The sequence below is a fragment of the Streptomyces sp. DSM 41931 genome (assembly GCF_050271085.1).
In the GTDB taxonomy this organism is placed as follows: domain Bacteria; phylum Actinomycetota; class Actinomycetes; order Streptomycetales; family Streptomycetaceae; genus Streptomyces; species Streptomyces albogriseolus.
Window position 1 is genome coordinate 5,974,013 of sequence record NZ_CP189902.1, and the last position, 18,325, is coordinate 5,992,337.

Consider the following 18,325-nt stretch of genomic DNA (forward strand, 5'->3'; position numbering starts at 1 on the left):
GGAGGACGCCGCCATGACCACCTGGGAGCCACCGGTACCGGCCCTCTCGGTCCGGCAGGTCCTCGCCCTGGAGCGGGTCCTCGCCGGGGAGCCCGAGGTGGTGGCCGGCGCCGGCCGGCTGGACCGGCCGGTGCGCTGGGTGCACGTCGCCGAGGCGGCAGACGTCGGCGTGATGCTCAGCGGCGGGGAGATGGTGCTCACCACCGGAGTGCTGCTCGCCGGCGACGAGCACAAGCAGACCGAGTACGTCCGCTCCCTGCACCGCGCCGAGGCGTCCGCCGTGGTCCTCGGCCTCGGCCGGGCGTTCCCGTCCCCGCCGGAGGCGATGCGGCGGGCGGCGGAGCGCTGCCAGCTTCCCCTCGTGGTGCTCCACCGTCCTTTCCCCTTCGCCCAGTTGACCGAGGAGGTGCAGTCCCGGCTGGTGCGCCGCAAGTTCGCCGCGGTCAGCCTCTCCGAGGCGGTCCGCACCGAACTCACCGCGCTGATCACCGGCGGCGCCCCGCTGCGGCGGCTGCTCGACGAGATCGCCCGGCACAGCGGCTGCCCCGTCGTCGTCACCAACCTCGCCCACCGCGTCCTCGGCACGGCGGGGGAGCGGTCCGCCGTCGACGACGTCCTGCGCGACTGGGAGCGCATCGCCCGCCAGGCCGGCCGCGGCGACGGCGACGGCTGGATCCGCGCGGAGCTGGGCGGGCGGGGCGAGCCCTGGGGCCGGCTTGTGCTGTGCGGCTACCGCGGCGACACCGAGACCGGGCGGCTGCTCGCCGACCGTGCCGCCGAGGCCCTCGTCCTGCACCGCATGCTCGGCGGCGCCGACTGCTCGTGGGAGGAGCAGTCCGCGCTGAGCCTGCTCACCGACCTGGTCGGCGGCGCCGTACCGGCCCGGCACCTGCTGCCCCGCGCCCGTGCCGCCGGACTGCCGGTCAACCGGCGCACGTTCGTGCCGCTCGTGGTACGCGGACGCCGGGCCGCCCCGCTCGACCGGACGCTGCGGCTGCTGGGTCTGCCCGGCATCGCGGGCGAACTGTCCGGGACCGCGACCGCCGTGCTGCTCAGCCTCGCCCGCGACCAGGACGCCGAGGCGCTCACCGCGCACTTCGCGGCCCGGCTGCGCGCCGAACCGGCCGACGCCGACGTCGTGGTGGCGGCCGCCGCCGCCCGCACGTCCTTCGACGACGTGCCCGCCGGGCTGCGCGAGGCCCGGCTCGTCGCGGACGCGGTCGCGGACTCCGCCGCCGCCCTGGACCTGCCGCCCGTGGTGCGGCTTCGGGACGTCCATCTACGGGGCCTGGTCCGGCTGTTGCGTGACGACCCGCAGGTGCAGTCGTTCGCCGAACGGGAGCTGTCGGGGCTGCTGTGCGACCCCGGCGAGGACCTGCTCCCGGTGCTGCGCACGTACCTGGCGACCGGCCGCAACAAGTCCCGTACCGCGCAGCTGCACCACGTCTCCCGGCCCGCGCTGTACCGCCGTCTCGAGGCGATACAGATACGGCTGGGGGTGGACCTGGACGACTTCGAACAGGCCGCCTCGCTGCACATCGCACTCCTCGCGCACGACGCGCAACAACGCTGAAACGAGCGACCACCTGCGGCAACGGCGGTGACACATGGGATCGTCCGCGGATGACACGGTGACACGCCGCACCCCGCCGGACGTGACACCTTGCCACTCAAAGCGCGCTCGTCCGCTTCCTAGGCTCACTGCACACCGAGCGACCGGAGGTCCCGATGAGCCGAGTGATCCGAGCCGCCGTCTTCCAGACCGCCTGGACGGGCGACAAGGAGTCGATGATCCAGGTCCACGAGCAGGCCGCCCGCGACGCGGCCGCGCAGGGCGCTCACGTGCTCTGCTTCCAGGAGCTGTTCTACGGACCGTACTTCTGCCAGGTCCAGGACCCGGCCTTCTACGCCTACGCCGAACGCATCCCCGACGGCCCGATCGTCGAGCGCTTCCGGCGCCTCGCCCGGGAGCTGAACATCGTCCTGGTGCTCCCGATGTACGAGGAGGAGCAGCCCGGCGTCCTCTACAACACCGCCGCCGTGATCGACGCCGACGGCTCCTACCTGGGCAAGTACCGCAAGACCCACATCCCGCAGGTCAAGGGGTTCTGGGAGAAGTTCTACTTCCGCCCCGGCAACAGCGGCTGGCCCGTCTTCGACACCCGGGCCGGCCGGATCGGCGTCTACATCTGCTACGACCGCCACTTCCCGGAGGGCTGGCGCGCGCTCGGACTCGCGGGCGCGGAGGTGGTGTTCAACCCGTCCGCCACCTCGCGCGGCCTGTCCGGCTACCTGTGGCAGCTGGAGCAGCCGGCGGCGGCCGTCGCCAACGAGTACTTCGTGGGCGCGATCAACCGGGTGGGCGTCGAGGAGTACGGCGACAACGACTTCTACGGCACGAGCTACTTCGTCGACCCCGAGGCCCGCTTCGTCGGCGAGGTCGCCGGCGACAAGGAGACGGAACTGGTCGTCCGCGACCTGGACCTGGCCAAGCTCCGCGAGGTCCGCGACCGCTGGCAGTTCTACCGCGACAGGAACCCCGGAGCCTACGGCCCCCTGACAACTCCCTGAACACCGACACCCTTCAGGGGCGCGGGGAACTGCGCGAGAAACCACGAACGACCCGCACGTACCCACCAGGAGGAGCGACCCGGACATGAGCACCCGCACAGTCATCCGCGGCGGACTCGTCATCACCGCCTCCGACGAAACACACGCAGACGTCCTCATGGAGGACGGCCGCATCGCGGCCCTCGCCGCCTCCGGCACCCCCGCCGCCGAGGCGCTCACCGCCGAGCGGACCGTCGACGCCACCGGGAAGTACGTCATCCCTGGCGGCGTGGACGCGCACACCCACATGGAGCTGCCGTTCGGCGGCACCTTCGCCTCCGACACCTTCGAGACCGGCACCCGTGCCGCCGCCTGGGGCGGCACCACCACGATCGTCGACTTCGCCGTGCAGAGCGTCGGGCACACCCTGCGCGAGGGCCTGGACGCCTGGCACGCGAAGGCGGAGGGCACCTGCGCGATCGACTACGCCTTCCACATGATCGTCTCGGACGTGAACGACGAGACGCTGAAGGAGATGGACCTTCTCGTGGAGGAAGGGGTGACGTCGTTCAAGCAGTTCATGGCGTACCCCGGGGTCTTCTACTCCGACGACGGACAGATCCTCCGCGCCATGCAACGCTCCGCCGACAACGGCGGCCTGATCATGATGCACGCCGAGAACGGCATCGCCATCGACGTCCTCGTCGAGCAGGCCCTCGCCCGCGGCGAGACCGACCCCCGCTACCACGGCGAGGTCCGCAAGGCACTCCTGGAGGCGGAGGCCACCCACCGCGCCATCCGGCTCGCCCAGGTGGCCGGCGCCCCGCTGTACGTGGTGCACGTCTCCGCCACCGAGGCGGTCGCGGAACTGGCCCGGGCCCGCGACGACGGACTGCCCGTCTTCGGCGAGACCTGCCCCCAGTACCTGTTCCTGTCCACCGACAACCTCGCCGAGCCGGACTTCGAGGGCGCCAAGTACGTGTGCAGCACGCCCCTGCGGCCCAAGGAGCACCAGGCGGCGCTGTGGCGGGGCCTGCGCACCAATGATCTCCAGGTGGTCTCCACGGACCACTGCCCGTTCTGCTTCACCGGCCAGAAGGAACTCGGCCGCGGCGACTTCTCCAGGATTCCCAACGGTCTGCCGGGCGTGGAGAACCGCATGGACCTCCTCCACCAGGCCGTCCTGGACGGCCACCTCACCCGCCGCCGCTGGATCGAGATCGCCTGCGCCACCCCGGCGCGGATGTTCGGCCTGTACCCGAAGAAGGGCACCATCGCGCCGGGCGCCGACGCCGACGTCGTGATCTACGACCCGGCGGCCGAGCAGGTCATGTCCGCCGACACCCACCACATGAACGTGGACTACTCGGCGTACGAGGGCAAGCGGGTCACCGGCCGCGTCGAGACCGTGTTCTCGCGCGGGGTCCCGGTCGTCACCGACCGGGAGTACACCGGACACGCCGGACACGGCGTCTACACCCCGCGATCCACCTGTCAGTACCTCAACTAGGAGTGGAGCGCATGGACTTCGGCCTCGTCCTGCAGACCGACCCGCCGGCGTCGCGGGTGATCAGCCTGATGAAGCGCGCCGAGCGCAACGGGTTCACCCACGGGTGGACCTTCGACTCGGCGGTGCTGTGGCAGGAACCCTTCGTCGTCTACAGCCAGATCCTGGCGAACACCACGACCCTCAAGGTCGGCCCGATGGTCACCAACCCGGGCACCCGCACCTGGGAGGTGACCGCCTCCACCTTCGCCACCCTCAACGACATGTTCGGCAACCGCACCGTGTGCGGCATCGGCCGGGGCGACTCCGCGATGCGCGTCGCCGGACGCAAGCCCAACACCCTCGCCCGGCTCGGCGAGGCGATCGACGCGATCCGCGACCTCGCCGAGGGACGCGAGGCCGAGGTCGACGGACAGCGGATCCGCCTGCCGTGGGTCCGCGACGGCGAACTCCCGGTGTGGATGGCCGCCTACGGGCCCAAGGCGCTCGCCCTGACCGGCCAGAGGGCCGACGGGTTCATCCTCCAGCTCGCCGACCCGTTCCTCACCGAGTGGATGGTGAAGGCCGTGCGGAACGCCGCCGCCGAGGCGGGACGCGACCCCGACGCGATCACCGTCTGCGTCGCCGCCCCCGCGTACGTCGGCGACGACCTGGCGCACGCCCGCGAGCAGTGCCGCTGGTTCGGCGGGATGGTCGGCAACCACGTCGCCGACCTGGTCTCCCGCTACGGCGAGCACTCCGGCATGGTCCCCGAGGCGCTCACCGACTACATCAAGGGCCGCGAGGGCTACGACTACAGCCACCACGGACGGGCCGGCAACCCGTCCACGGACTTCGTCCCCGACGAGATCGTGGACCGCTTCTGCCTGCTCGGTCCGCCCGAGGCGCACATCGAGAAGCTCCGCGCACTGCGCGACCTGGGCGTCGACCAGTTCGCGGTGTACGACATGCACGACGCGCAGGAAACGACGATCGACGCGTACGGCGCGGAGATCATCCCGGCACTCGGCGACTGAACCGGTACCACTGCGAAAGGCACGCCCATGACCGCGACCGTCCCGCCCGCGCCCTCTGAGAACCCGATACCCGACCCGGCGGGACGCGTCGAGCTCCCGCCGGGCGCCGTCCTCACCGACGCCCGCTTCGTCAACGACGACCTGCTGCCGGTCCCGCTGGCCCGCCGCCGCTGGACCACGTACAACTTCACCGCCCTGTGGGTGGGGATGGCGCACAACATCCCCTCCTGGCTGCTCGCGTCCGGCCTGGTCGCGCTCGGCATGGACTGGAAGCAGGCCGTCTTCACCATCGCGCTGGCCAACGTCATCGTGCTCGCGCCGATGCTGCTGACGGGTCACGCGGGACCCAAGTACGGCATCCCCTTCCCGGTGCTGGCCCGCGCCTCCTTCGGGCTGCGCGGCGCCAACCTGCCCGCCATGATCCGGGCCGCGGTCGCCTGCGCCTGGTTCGGCATCCAGACCTGGATCGGCGGCCAGGGCGTCTTCGTGCTGCTGGGCAAGCTCTTCGGCGGCTGGGCCGAGGCGTCCGAGGTGGGCGGCCAGCCGTGGACCCTGTGGGTGTGCTTCGTCCTCTTCTGGGCGCTCGAACTGGCCATCATCTACCGGGGGATGGAGGCGCTGCGCCGGTTCGAGAACTGGGCCGCGCCGTTCGTCATCGTCGGCGCGCTGGTGCTGCTGGCATGGATCGCGAACAAGGCCGGCGGTCTCGGGCCGCTGCTCGACCAGCCGTCCCGGCTGGGCTGGGGAGCCGACTTCTGGCCGGTGTTCTTCCCGTCCCTGATGGGCATGATCGCCTTCTGGTCGACGCTCAGCCTGAACATCCCCGACTTCACCCGCTTCGGCGCGGGACAGCGCGCCCAGGTCTGGGGGCAGACGCTCGGACTGCCCACCACCATGACCCTGTTCGCGCTGCTGTCGGTGTTCGTCACCTCCGGCTCGCAGGCCGTCTACGGGGCGGCGATCTGGGACCCGGTGGAGCTGGCCGCCAAGACCGACAACGTCTTCGGGCTGCTCTTCGCGCTGATCACCGTGCTCGTCGCCACCATCTCCGTGAACATCGCGGCGAACGTGGTGTCACCGGCGTACGACCTGGCCAACCTGGCGCCGAAGTTCATCACCTTCCGCACCGGGGCGCTGATCACCGGGGTGGTCGGCGTGGTCATCATGCCGTGGAAGCTGACCGAGACGCCGGAGCTGTACATCTTCACCTGGCTCGGGCTGGTCGGCGGGCTGCTCGGCACGGTCGCCGGCATCCTCGTCGCCGACTACTGGATCGTGCGCCGCACCCGGCTGGACCTGACCGACCTGTACACCCCGGGCGGACGGTACTGGTACACGTCCGGCTGGAACCCGCACGCCGTCGTCGCCTTCCTGACCGGCGGGGTGCTCGCGGTGGGCGGCTCCCACTCGGCCCCCGGCAAGGGGCCTTTCCCCGAGGACGGGCTGATCCCGTTCCTGAAGCCCCTCGCGGACTACGGCTGGGCGGTCGGCCTCGCGGCCTCGCTCGTCGTGTACCTCGCGCTGACGGCGGGCACGCGGCGGCGGGTGTGAGGACCCGCCGCCGTGTCCCCGCGGCGCCTCGGCGGCCTCAGCGGGCGGTGCCGAAGTCCTGCGTCCAGTAGGTGCCGGACAGGCCGACGCCGATCTCCTTGAACGAGCAGTTGAGGATGTTCGCCTTGTGGCCGGGGCTGGTCATCCAGCCCTGCATCACCTGCTCCGGGGTGGAGTACCCGTAGGCGACGTTCTCGCCGTAGGTGCTCCAGGCGTACCCGGCGCGGGTGATGCGCTCACCGGGGTCGGAGCCGTCGGAGCCGGTGTGGGACATGGTGCCGGTCGACGCCATGTCCTCGCTGTGCCGCTGGGCGGCCGTGTTCAGCGTGGAGTTGGCCGTCACCGGGGCGCAGCCGGCCTCGGCGCGCTCCGCGTTGACCAGTTCCACGACCCGGGCGACGGCGCCGGAGGCCGTGGCGGTGGGCTTCGGCGCGGCGGTGGTCGGCTGCGGGGCCGCGGTGGTCGGCTTCGGCGCGGTGGTGGAGGGCGCGGGAGCGGCCGTCGAGGGCTTCGGGGCCGCCGTGGTGGGCTTCGGGGCCGCCGTGGTGGTGGAGGGGGCCGCGGTGGCGGTCCTGGCCGCCTTCTTCTTCGGCTTCTGCGAGGGCTTGCCGCCGTGGTGCCTGCGGGCGTCCTCGGAAGGGCTCGCGGAGGCGCTGGGGGAGTCGGAGGCCACCGGCGACGGGTCGCCCTCGTGCTGGCTGCTCCAGCGGCTGTACCAGCCGGGGCCGTCCCAGCGGTCCTCGCCGACGGACGGCACCGAGGTGGCGCGGTCCTCCCGCTGCCCGCCCTCCGGCCAGTCGGTACAGGCCATGGCGACCGAGGGTATGCCTATGACGCCGACGGCGACGGCGGTGACGACCGTCCGCCGGTACTTCTTCTGCTGGCGATGGATTCCCATACGTGACCTCACCCCTGGGTGTGCGGAGGCTGGTCATTCTTGGGACGGCCCGGCGCGGGACGCAAAGGGCTCATCTACGACCCGGCTTCGTAGGACCCGAGGGGTCTTGCGACGGCCGGGAGAGCGTGCCGACCGGCTCTCGGGAGGGTGCCGGGGCCGTCTGCCGTCACGTCAGAAAGCCCCATGCGGCGACCAAGCGGGGTCACCCGGATCGCGGCCGGCCCGCCACCTGTGCGGGCCCGGTCCGCTTTCCCGTCAAGACGGACAAGTCCCCCATGTCGCCGCGGCCCCGTCTACTAAGCGACCCGGTCAGATCGGTAACAGGCTGTGACAGATGTCACGGAACCATCAGTTCCGGATCAGCCTCGCGTCTTCTGCAGCGCGGCCACCGCTTCCTTGGCGGCCTTGATCGCGCCCTTGTTGATCTCCTCCGTGCTCGGCGCCTTCTTCGACTCGAAGTCGCTGCCGTTGTACGTGACGATCACCAGCGCGTTGGCGGCCCGCGCCACCACGACACCCTCACGTGTGTCCTGCTTGTCCTCGGTGGTGAGGTTCACGACCGAGTACGCCGCGTCCCCGACCCCCGGGACGGCGCCCCCGCCGCTCTTCTCCGCCAGCCGCCCGTCGTACGACTTCTCCGCGGCCTCGTCGGAGTCCAGCACCTCGAAGGACACGTCGAGCCAGCGGTAGTCGTAGCCCTTGAGGGCGTTCCACGAGCAGGTGCGGCGCAGGTCGGAGTCCGTGGACGGTATCTCCTTGCCGGCCGTCTTCGCGCCCGGCACAAGGGACTTGACGGTCTTGGCGGACAGCGCGTCGCACGGTTCGGGCGCCGCGGCGTACGTCTTCACCGCCTGCGTCTCGGACGGGGCGGTGGGGGACTGCTGCGAGGCGGTCTTCCCGGTCGGCTTGTCCTCGGAGGTCTCGGGCGCGGCCAGCGGTCCGGAGGACAGCGCCCATCCGGCCGCGGCGAGGACGACCACCGGCGACAGACGGGCGGTCAGGGCGATCGGCAGAGGAAAGGAACGCACGGCGCACTTCTCGTGGGGGATGGTGCGGAGGTGGTCCGCACTGCGGACGGGACGCCAGTGTCACACGCTTCGTCAAGGTGCGGAAGGGTTCAACTCGCTCCGTAGGCGCGCGGTGACGGGGCGGTTCCGCATCGGCGGCCGCTTGCCGCTTTTCCTCTGCGAATAGGGGGATTTGAGCGTCACGGCACCCGGGCGACCCATTCCGGTGCGGTGAACTTCGTCCCCACGAGTTCCTGGGCGCGGGCCAGTTCCTCGTCCGTCACCTTGCCCTGCGTCAGCCCGTACCGGGCGCGGAAGGAGTCGACCATCCGCCCGATGACCGCCTCGCGCGGCAGCCCCGTCTGCCGGCGCAGCGGGTCCACCCGCTTCTTCGCGCTCTTCGTGCCCTTGTCCGACAGCTTCTCCTTGCCGATGCGCAGCACCTCGAGCATCTTGTCCGCGTCGATGTCGTACGCCATCGTCACGTGGTGCAGCACCGCGCCGGGCGCGCCGTCGGGGCCCACGATCCGCTTCTGCGCCGCGCCCGCGATCTTGCCCTGGTCGGTGGCGATGTCGTTCAGCGGCTGGTACCAGGCGCGGATCCCCATGTCGCCGAGCGCGCCGAGCACCCAGTCGTCGAGGTAGGCGTAGCTGTCCTGGAAGGACAGGCCCTGCACCAGCGCCTCCGGCACCGACAGCGAGTAGGTGATGGTGTTGCCCGGCTCCACGAACATCGCGCCGCCGCCGGAGATCCGGCGCACCACGTCCACGCCGTGCCGGCGGGCCCCCTCGGGGTCCACCTCGTTGCGCAGCGACTGGAAGCTGCCGATGATCACGGCGGGGGAGGCCCACTCCCACACCCGCAGCGTCGGCGGACGCCGCCCGGCGGCCACCTCGGCGGTCAGCACCTCGTCCAGGGCCATGTGCAGCGCGGGCGGCTGCGGGCCCTCGTGCACCAGCTGCCAGTCGTAGTCGGTCCAGTCCGTGGCGTGCGCCAGCGCACGGCGCACCGCGATGCCGACACCCTCCGCGGTGAGCCCGTACATCACGGTCCCCTCGGGCAGGGCGGCCTCGATCCGCGCGGCCAGACCGGCCGCGTCGGTGTCGGCCGGGGCGCCCTCCAGGGCGCCGTTCACGGCGTCCAGCGCCTCGTCGGGCTCCAGGAAGAAGTCCCCCGCCACGCGCGCGTGACGCAGCACCCCGTCCACCACGTCCACGTCCACCACGACGAGCTTGCCGCCGGGAACCTTGTACTCACCGTGCACGACTCCGCCTTTCGTCCAGCCGCGTGCACCAACGCCGGGCCCGCCCGGATTGTTCCCGTCACGGCAGCGGCGCCCGGTGCCGCGGGCGCCGCCGAGGGTGGCGTCGTCCCGCAGTACGCGCTTACCCTGCGGGCGGCAGTGGCCGAGGCCGCCGGCCCGGAGCGGGTGGTGCGCAGGGCCGGACGACGCGAACACCTGGGGCAGGGGATGCAGTTCACCACCCGACCGACCCTCCAGGGCACCTTCGGCATGGTGTCCTCCACCCACTGGCTGGCCTCCCAGTCCGCCATGGCCGTCCTCGAGGACGGCGGCAACGCCTACGACGCGGCCGTGGCCGGAGCCTTCGTGCTGCACGTCGTCGAACCCCACCTCAACGGCCCGGCCGGCGAAGTGCCGATGATCCTCGCCCCGGCCGGCGGGGAGGTACGCGTGCTGTGCGGGCAGGGCGTCGCCCCCGCCGGCGCGACCGTCGCCCACTACAAGGGGCTCGGCCTCGACCTCGTCCCCGGCACCGGCCCGCTCGCCGCCGCCGTGCCCGGCGCCTTCGACGCCTGGATGCTCCTGCTGCGCGACCACGGCACCAAGTCCCTCGCCGACGTCCTCACCTACGCCATCGGCTACGCCGAGGACGGCCACCCGCCCGTGGAGCGGGTCGGCGACACCGTGGAGACCGTGCGCGAGCTGTTCGAGACGGAGTGGACCAGCTCCGCCGAGGTCTACCTGCCCGGCGGACGCCCGCCGCGCCCCGGCGAGCTGTTCCGCAACCCCGCCCTCGCCGCCACCTGGAAGCGGCTGCTCGCCGAGGTGGCCGGCGCCGGCGACCGGGAGGCGCAGATCGAGGCCGCCCGCGAGGTGTGGCGCACCGGCTTCGTCGCCGAGGCGCTGGTCCGGCAGGCCGCCCGCCCCACCCTCGACACCAGCGGCAGGCGCCACACCGGCACCCTCACCGCCGACGACCTCGCCGCCTGGTCCGCCACCTACGAGGACCCGGTCACCTACGACTTCGGCGGCTGGACCGTGTGCAAGGCGGGACCGTGGAGCCAGGGCCCGGTGCTCCTCCAGCAACTCGCCCTGCTCCCCGACGAGTTGCCGCCCTACGGCTCGGCCGCCTATCTGCACCTGCTGATCGAGAACTGCAAGCTCGCCATGGCCGACCGCGAGGCCTGGTACGGCGACGCCGCCGAGGTGCCGCTCGACGACCTGCTGTCCGCCGCGTACAACGCCGAGCGGCGCACCCTGGCCGGCCCGCGCGCCTCCCACGAGCTGCGCCCCGGCAGCCCCGGCGGCCGCACCCCCCGGCTCGCCGCCCACGCGCGCGTCGTGGCCACCGACGAGCCGGGCTTCAGCCCCATGGGCGCCGGTGAGCCGACCGTCGCCAAGAGCCCCACCTCTCCGGTGCCCGGCGAACCGGAGGTCTCCGCCGACGGCGGTACCCGCGGCGACACCTGTCACCTCGACGTCGTCGACCGCTGGGGCAACATGATCTCCGCCACGCCCAGCGGCGGCTGGCTCCAGTCCAACCCCGTCGTGCCCGAGCTGGGCTTCCCGCTCGGCACCCGGCTCCAGATGACCTGGCTGGAGGAGGGCCTGCCCAACAGCCTCACCCCGGGCCGCCGCCCCCGCACCACGCTCACCCCGTCCCTCGCCCTGCGCGACGGCGTGCCGGTCATGGCGTTCGGCACGCCCGGCGGCGACCAGCAGGACCAGTGGCAGCTGCACTTCTTCCTCGCCGTCGCCCTGCGCGCGAAGGTGCGCGGCGGGCTCGACCTCCAGGGCGCCGTCGACGCCCCGAACTGGCACAACGACAGCTTCCCCGGCTCCTTCTACCCCCGCGGCATGCGGCCCGGCAGCGTCACCGTCGAGTCCCGCACCGACCCGGAGGTGGTCGAGGAGCTGCGCCGCCGCGGCCACGACGTCACCGTCGGCGACGCCTGGTCCGAGGGACGGCTGTGCGCGGTCGCCCGCGACCCGGACACCGGCGTCCTCTCGGCGGCCGCCAACCCGCGCGGCCAGCAGGGGTACGCGGTGGGCCGCTGAGCCCATCCCCGCGGGTGCGGGCAGCCCATTTCCGCGGCGCCCGCACCCGAGACCGTCCCGGGCCGGGGCGGGGCTGTCGGTGCGGCGTGCTCTCATGGAGGAGTGATCGAGACCGACGCGAGCATCGACCAGTTCCTCACCCGGCACGCCCCCGACGTGGAGGCCGCCGTCCGCGAGGCCGCCGCGCGGGAGATCGTGCCGCGCTGGCGCCGTCTCGCCGCCCACGAGGTGGACCGCAAGAGCGGACCGCACGACCTGGTGACCGACGCCGACCGCGAGGCCGAGCGGCGCCTCACGGCGGAGCTGCCCCGCCTGCTGCCCGGCTCCGTGGTGGTCGGCGAGGAGGGCGTGCACGCCGACCCGTCGTCGTACGAGGCGATAGGCGGGGACGCGCCGGTGTGGATCGTCGACCCCGTCGACGGCACCCGCCAGTTCGTGCGCGGCGAGACCGGCTACTGCACCCTGGTCGCGCTCGCCGTGCGCGGCGTGGTGCGGGCCTCCTGGACGTACGCCCCGGCCCTCGGCCTGCTGGCCACCGCCGTCCGCGGACAGGGCGCCCGCCTCGAGGGCGAGCCGCTGCGCTCCGGTTCCCCGGAGCCCGGCCGGGACCTCCGCGTCGCCACCTCCCACCCGGACTTCACCACCGACGAGCAGAAGCGCGCCCTCCTCGGCCTGCGCGCCGACGGCGTGTCCCCGCGCCCCTGCGGTTCGGCCGGGCTCGAGTACCTGGCGGTGGCCCGCGGCGAGCTGGACGCGACCGCGTTCAACTGGGAGCTGGCCTGGGACCACGCGGCCGGTCTGCTGCTGGTGGAGGAGGCGGGCGGCGCCCAGCTCACCCGCGCGGGCATCCCGTTCGCGATCCGCGGCGGCAACACGCTGCCGTTCACCGCGGCGCGGGACGAGGCCACCGCGCGACGGGTGGTGGAGCTGCTGTCCGCGGCCGTCTGAGGCGCGGACCGCCGGGCGGTGCGGGGCGGGTGTCCGGACGCCGTCCGGCGCCGTCCGCGGCCCGGCATATCCTGATCCTCTGTGGCCGTCGGCTGACGAAGGAGTCCGAAGGTGCCGTCGATGCTCGATGCGGTCGTGGTGGGGGCGGGGCCGAACGGGCTGACCGCCGCCGTGGAACTGGCCCGGCGCGGCTTCTCGGTGGCCCTCTTCGAGGCCAAGGGGACCGTCGGCGGCGGCGCCCGCACCGAGGAGCTGACCCTTCCCGGCTTCCGGCACGACCCCTGCTCCGCCGCCCACCCCCTCGCCGTCAGCTCGCCCGCCTTCCGCGGCCTGCCGCTGGAGCGGCACGGCCTTCAGTGGCTGCACCCCGAGCTGCCCATGGCCCACCCCTTCCCGGACGGCACGGCGGCCGTGCTGGCCCGCTCGGTCGGGGAGACGGCCGCCTCCTTCGGGCCGCGCGACGCCGGCGCGTACCGGCGGCTCGTGACGCCCTTCCTGCACCGCTGGGACACCCTGGTCCGCGACTTCATGTCGCTGCCGCTGACCGCGCTGCCCCGCGACCCCGTCACCCTCGCCCGGTTCGGCCTCGTCGGCCTGCCCCCGTCGACCTGGCTGGCCCGCCGCTTCCGCGACGAGCGCGCCCGCACCCTCTTCGCCGGTCTCGTCGCCCATGTGATGGCCCCGCTCAACGGCTTCGCCACCTCGGCCATAGGCCTGGTCTTCGCCCTCGCCGCGCACACCCGCGGCTGGCCCGTCGCCCGCGGCGGCTCCCAGGCGATCTCCGACGCCCTCGCCGCCCACCTGCGCGAACTCGGCGGCACCGTGCACACCGACTACGAGGTCAAGCGGCTCGACGACCTGCCCCCGGCGCGGGCGTACGTCTTCGACACCTCGCCCACCGCGCTGGCCCGTATCGCCGGCTTCGGCGACCACTACGCCCGCTACCGCTACGGCCCCGGCGTCTTCAAGATCGACTACGCGCTGGACGGGCCCGTCCCGTGGACCGCCCCCGAGGCGCGCAGGGCCGGGACCGTGCAGATCGGCGCGGACAGCGCGGAGATCGGCGCCGCCCTGCGCGCCGCGTCCCGGGAGAACCGCGCCCCCGACGCGCCGTTCCTCATCACGGTGCAGCCCTCCGTCGTCGACCCCACCCGGGCCCCCGACGGGAAGCACGTCTTCTGGGTCTACGGACACGTCCCGCACGGCTGGAACGGCGACCTCACCGACGCGATCGAACGCCAGCTGGAGCGGTTCGCGCCCGGCTTCCGCGACCGGGTGCTGGCCCGCGCCACCGCGGGACCGCCCGAACTGGCCGCGCGCAACGCCAACTACATCGGCGGCGACATCGCCACCGGCGCGGTCTCCGGACTCCAGACGCTGCTGCGCCCCAAGCTGTCGCTGTTCCCGTACACGACACCGCACCCCGCCGTGTTCATCTGCTCGCAGGCCACCCCGCCCGGCCCCGGCGTGCACGGCATGCCCGGCCACAACGCCGCCAAGGCGGTATGGAGGAGGCTCCGCCAGACATGACCCCCAGGCTCACCCTCGTCCAGGGCGACATCACCCGGCAGAGCGCCGACGCCCTCGTCAACGCGGCCAACTCGTCCCTGCTCGGCGGGGGCGGCGTCGACGGCGCGATCCACCGGCGGGGCGGCCCGGAGATCCTCGCCGAGTGCCGCGCCCTGCGCGCCTCCCGGTACGGCGGGGGGCTGCCCACGGGGCAGGCGGTCGCCACCACCGCGGGCCGGCTGGACGCGCGCTGGGTGATCCACACGGTCGGCCCGGTGCACAGCGCCACCGAGGACCGCTCCGCGCTCCTCGCCTCCTGCTACCGCGAGTCCCTGCGCGTCGCCGACGAACTGGGCGCCCGCACGGTCGCGTTCCCCGCGATCTCGACGGGCGTCTACCGCTGGCCGCTGGACGACGCGGCCCGCATCGCCGTGGAGACGGTCCGCGCGACGGACACCGCGGTCGAGGAGATCACCTTCGTCCTGTTCGACGAACGGGCGTACAAGGCGTTCGCGGCGGCGGCCGGCTGACGGGGCGCGCCGGGCTCCCTCCCGCCGTCACCTGACGCCCTCGCCCCTCCGGCCGACCACGCGGTCCGTGCCGGACATGCCGTCCTTCGCGCCCGTCGTGCCCGTCGTGCCGGACGTGCCGCCGCGTCGTCCGGTCGCCGCCCCGGCCACGACGTGAACCTCAGAGCCCCCGCGGGCGCCGGTCCGCCTCCGCCGCGTCGGCCACCGCCTCCGCCGCCGCCTGGGCCGCCTCCGCCGTGTCGTCGGCGGCCTTGGCCGCGGCCGCGTCGTCGGCCGTGGGCTTGGCCCGGGTGGCCGGTGACGGCGGGAGCGACTCGCTGAACGCCTTCGACACGCCCTGGAGCGCCGTGGTGATCTCGCTGGGGATCACCCAGAAGTTGTTGCCCTGCCCCTGCGCGAGCTGGGGCAGCGCCTGGAGGTACTGGTAGGCGAGCAGCTTCGGGTCGGGATCGTTGCGGTGGATCGCCTGGAACACCTCGTCGATGGCGCGCGACTGGCCCTCGGCCTCCAGGATCGCGGCGGTCCGGTTGCCCTCCGCGCGCAGCACGGCCGCCTGCTTGTCGCCCTCCGCCGTGAGGATCTGCGACTGGCGCTGTCCCTCGGCGCCCAGGATCGCCGCCCGCTTGTCCCGCTCGGCGCGCATCTGCTTCTGCATGGCCTCCTTGATGGACTGCGGCGGGTCGATGGCCTTGATCTCCACGCGGTTGACCCGCAGCCCCCACTTGCCGGTCGCCTCGTCGAGCACCCCGCGCAGCTGGCTGTTGATGGTGTCCCGTGAGGTGAGCGTCTTCTCCAGGTCCATGGACCCGACCACGTTGCGCAGCGTGGTGACGGTCAGCTGCTCCACCGCCTGGAGGAAGCTGGCGATCTCGTAGAAGGCCGCACGCGGGTCGGTGACCTGGAAGTACAGCACGGTGTCGATCTCGACGACCAGGTTGTCCTCGGTGATGACCGGCTGCGGCTTGAAGGAGACGACTTGTTCGCGCAGGTCGATCTGCGGGTGCACCCGGTCGATGTACGGGATGACGAGGTTGAGACCGGGGGTCAGGGTCTTGTGGTAGCGGCCCAGCCGCTCCACGTTGCGAGCGCGCGCCTGAGGCACGATGCGCACCGCGCGGATCACCGTGAAGATCGCGAGCAGCGCGATCAGCAGCCCGGCGACGAGGGAGGCGGAGATGTCCATGGCTTCAGTCCCGTGGGTAGACGATCGCGGTGGCGCCACTGATCTCGATGACGTCGACAGTCGTTCCGGGCGAGATCACCAGTGTTTCGTCGTAGCTGCGGGCGGTCCACTCCTCGCCGTCGATACGGACCCTGCCCCCGGTGCCCGACACCGCCGTCAGCACCTGCGCGGGCTTGCCCACCAGCGCGTCCACACCGAAGCGCTGACCCTGCGGGCGCTGGAGGTGGCGCAGGGCGAGGGGCCGTACGAACAGCAGCGTCACGGCGGCGAGGACGGAGTACGCGACCAGCTGGACCCACAGCGGCAGCCCGGCCGCCGCGACCCCCGCCGTGACCAGCGCGGCCACGCTCAGCATGCCGAGGGCGGCGGTGACGGTGAGGATCTCCGCGACGGCCAGGGCGGCCGCGACGATCAGCCAGATCAGCCAGGTGTCCATGTCGCGCCTCTTCTCACCTGCGGTGGAGGGCTTGGCCGGCGCCGGCCGGCACGCGAGGGGGAGCCGGCACCTTTGCCACCACGTTACCCAGCCACGGCCCGGATGCCGAGATCCGTGCACCGAGCATTCCCGCCGTACATGTCCGATACGCCTCCCATTGGGTGATGACCCCGATGGCGCTCGCCCGTCCCGCCGGGTGAGGCTTCGAACAGCCCCTTGATCCCGTGGACGCCGGTGCCCGCCGGGTGTGTATGTGCGCCTGTCCCACCCCGCCCGGTGTGATCGTGATGCACGGCGTCGTCGGACGGGACGGGGACGCCGGCGACCGACGGACGGCTGAGGACGGTACGAGGACCTGATCGATGACCCTGCCCGAGCTGTACGTGACGCTGCTCATCGCGGGCACGGTGCTGCTGGCCAGCATCGCCGCCGCCCGTACCGCTCACCGGGTGGGTCTGCCCAGTCTGCTGCTGTTCCTCGCGGTGGGGATCGTGGCGGGCGAGGACGGCCTCGGCCTGCGGTTCGACGACGTCCAGCTCGCCCAGGCGCTCGGCACCGCGGCCCTGGCCGTGATCCTCGTGGAAGGCGGTCTGACCACCCGGTGGAGCGACGTCCGGCGGCTGGTGGCGCCCGCCGGCGTCCTGGCCACCGTGGGCGTGTTCCTGTCCGTCCTGGTCACCGCCTCGGGCGCGCACTGGCTGCTCGGGCTCGACTGGAACGTGGCGCTGCTGCTCGGGGCGATCGTCTCCTCGACCGACTCCGCCGCCGTGTTCTCCGTGCTGCGGGCGCTGCCCCTGCCCCGGAAGCTGACCGGACTGGTCGAGGCCGAGTCCGGCTTCAACGACGCGCCCACGATCATCCTCGTGCTGGTCTTCTCCACCACCACCTCCGACGTCCCGGCGATCGGGCCGCTCCTCGGCAGTCTGCTGTTCCAGCTGGCCGTCGGCGGCGCGCTCGGTGTGCTGACCGGCCTCCTCGGCGCGGTCGCGCTGCGCCACATCGCGCTGCCCGCCACGGGTCTCTACCCGCTGGCCACGGTCGGCTTCGGCATCACCGCCTTCGCCGCCGCCGGCGCGGCCGGCGCGAGCGGCATCATCGCCGCCTATCTGTCCGGACTGGTCCTCGGCAACTCCCAGCTGCCGCACCGCGCCGCCACCCGCTCCTTCGCTGAGGGCGCGGGCTGGCTGGCGCAGATCGGCCTGTTCGTCATGCTCGGACTGCTCGTCGACCCCAGCGAGCTGTCCGGCGCGGTCCTGCCCGCCCTCGTCGTCGGCCTGGTGCTGCTGCTCGTCGCCCGCCCCGTGTCCGTACTGCTGTGCCTGCTGCCGTTCCGCACCCCCTGGCGGCAGCAGGCGTTCATCTCCTGGGCGGGGCTGCGCGGCGCGGTCCCCATCGTGCTCACCACCTTCCCGGTGGTGGAGGACGTGCCGCACGCCCGCGAGATCCTCAACATCGTGTTCGTGCTGGTGGCCCTGTTCACCCTGCTCCAGGGCCCCACCCTGCCCGCCGTCGCCCGCCGCCTCGGCCTGGTGCGCACCGACGCGCTGCGCGAGATCCAGGTGGAGACCGCGCCCCTCGACGTCCTGGACGCCGACCTGCTCACCGTGAGCATCCCGGAGGGCTCCCAGCTGCACGGCGTGGCCGTCTTCGAACTGCGGCTGCCGCCCCCGGCCGTCGTCACCCTGATCGTCCGCGAGGGCGCCACGCTGGTGCCGGACCGCGACACCGTGCTGCGCGCCGGGGACGAACTCCTGCTCATCGCCACCCCGGAGACCCGCGAGGACGCCGAACGCCGGCTGCGCGCCATCGGCCGGCGCGGCAAGCTCGCCCGCTGGCTCGGCGAAATCGGTGCGCCGGAACCGGAAGGCACCACCACGGGTGGCTGACG

The 18,325-nt window shown here is 73.0% G+C and carries 15 protein-coding genes; 10 read left to right on the forward strand and 5 right to left on the reverse strand.

All coding sequences use genetic code 11. From position 1 onward, the window contains the following. The first annotated feature begins 13 nt into the window (after positions 1–13). The 5 genes from ACP7TJ_RS27415 (at position 14) to ACP7TJ_RS27435 (ending at position 6,624) form a co-directional block, all read left to right on the forward strand. Entirely contained in the window at positions 14–1,573 is a 1,560-nt protein-coding gene (locus ACP7TJ_RS27415; protein ID WP_390920648.1) for a PucR family transcriptional regulator, read from the forward strand. A 155-nt stretch (positions 1,574–1,728) separates the two neighbouring features. Beyond that, positions 1,729–2,571 carry a nitrilase-related carbon-nitrogen hydrolase gene (locus ACP7TJ_RS27420; protein ID WP_093766004.1) on the forward strand — a complete coding sequence of 281 codons (843 nt, stop codon included), beginning with the start codon at positions 1,729–1,731 and terminating at the stop codon, positions 2,569–2,571. A gap of 85 nt (positions 2,572–2,656) precedes the next feature. Continuing rightward, positions 2,657–4,060: a dihydropyrimidinase gene (gene hydA / locus ACP7TJ_RS27425; protein WP_320587477.1), complete on the forward strand. Its 1,404-nt coding sequence runs from the start codon at positions 2,657–2,659 to the stop codon at positions 4,058–4,060. Positions 4,061–4,071: 11 nt separating this feature from the next. Next, the gene (locus ACP7TJ_RS27430) at positions 4,072–5,073 is read left to right on the forward strand and encodes a TIGR03842 family LLM class F420-dependent oxidoreductase (RefSeq protein WP_193458515.1); all 1,002 of its coding nucleotides are present in this window, start codon (positions 4,072–4,074) and stop codon (positions 5,071–5,073) included. A 27-nt stretch (positions 5,074–5,100) separates the two neighbouring features. Further along, a complete protein-coding gene (locus ACP7TJ_RS27435; RefSeq protein WP_367448347.1) occupies positions 5,101–6,624 on the forward strand; it encodes an NCS1 family nucleobase:cation symporter-1 in 1,524 nt (507 codons plus the stop codon). Between the two features lie 37 nt (positions 6,625–6,661). Here the strand turns inward: ACP7TJ_RS27435 and ACP7TJ_RS27440 are convergent, their stop codons facing one another. From ACP7TJ_RS27440 to ACP7TJ_RS27450, 3 genes are all read right to left on the reverse strand, one after another. Further along, positions 6,662–7,522: a CAP domain-containing protein gene (locus ACP7TJ_RS27440; protein ID WP_167742198.1), complete on the reverse strand. Its 861-nt coding sequence runs from the start codon at positions 7,520–7,522 to the stop codon at positions 6,662–6,664. Positions 7,523–7,881: 359 nt separating this feature from the next. After that, positions 7,882–8,550, reverse strand: a complete 669-nt coding sequence (locus ACP7TJ_RS27445) for a hypothetical protein (RefSeq protein ID WP_167742197.1) — start codon at positions 8,548–8,550, stop codon at positions 7,882–7,884. A 179-nt stretch (positions 8,551–8,729) separates the two neighbouring features. Beyond that, positions 8,730–9,794: a lipoate--protein ligase family protein gene (locus ACP7TJ_RS27450; protein ID WP_189909116.1), complete on the reverse strand. Its 1,065-nt coding sequence runs from the start codon at positions 9,792–9,794 to the stop codon at positions 8,730–8,732. 207 nt (positions 9,795–10,001) lie between these two features. Here ACP7TJ_RS27450 and ACP7TJ_RS27455 point away from each other — a divergent pair, with 207 nt between their 5' ends. From ACP7TJ_RS27455 to ACP7TJ_RS27470, 4 genes are all read left to right on the forward strand, one after another. Continuing rightward, positions 10,002–11,831, forward strand: coding sequence for a gamma-glutamyltransferase family protein (locus ACP7TJ_RS27455; protein WP_367461710.1), 1,830 nt, complete (start codon positions 10,002–10,004; stop codon positions 11,829–11,831). A 102-nt stretch (positions 11,832–11,933) separates the two neighbouring features. Then, on the forward strand, positions 11,934–12,779 hold the full coding sequence (locus ACP7TJ_RS27460; RefSeq protein WP_093765997.1) for an inositol monophosphatase family protein: 846 nt from the start codon (positions 11,934–11,936) through the stop codon (positions 12,777–12,779). 120 nt (positions 12,780–12,899) lie between these two features. Further along, complete coding sequence (locus tag ACP7TJ_RS27465; RefSeq protein WP_093766504.1) at positions 12,900–14,309, forward strand: phytoene desaturase family protein; 1,410 nt, start codon at positions 12,900–12,902, stop codon at positions 14,307–14,309. After that, positions 14,306–14,818 (forward strand): O-acetyl-ADP-ribose deacetylase, encoded by a 513-nt coding sequence (locus ACP7TJ_RS27470; RefSeq protein ID WP_367448352.1) that lies wholly within the window; start codon positions 14,306–14,308, stop codon positions 14,816–14,818. Before ACP7TJ_RS27465 ends, ACP7TJ_RS27470 begins: the two co-directional genes overlap by 4 nt. A gap of 160 nt (positions 14,819–14,978) precedes the next feature. On the opposite strand, the gene ACP7TJ_RS27475 is transcribed toward ACP7TJ_RS27470, so the two are convergent. After that, on the reverse strand, positions 14,979–16,001 hold the full coding sequence (locus tag ACP7TJ_RS27475) for an SPFH domain-containing protein (RefSeq protein WP_093765995.1): 1,023 nt from the start codon (positions 15,999–16,001) through the stop codon (positions 14,979–14,981). Positions 16,002–16,005: 4 nt separating this feature from the next. Then, complete coding sequence (locus ACP7TJ_RS27480) at positions 16,006–16,437, reverse strand: NfeD family protein (RefSeq protein ID WP_093765994.1); 432 nt, start codon at positions 16,435–16,437, stop codon at positions 16,006–16,008. Positions 16,438–16,799: 362 nt separating this feature from the next. Here ACP7TJ_RS27480 and ACP7TJ_RS27485 point away from each other — a divergent pair, with 362 nt between their 5' ends. Continuing rightward, a complete protein-coding gene (locus tag ACP7TJ_RS27485) occupies positions 16,800–18,323 on the forward strand; it encodes a potassium/proton antiporter (protein ID WP_093765993.1) in 1,524 nt (507 codons plus the stop codon). The last annotated feature ends 2 nt before the right edge of the window (positions 18,324–18,325 follow it).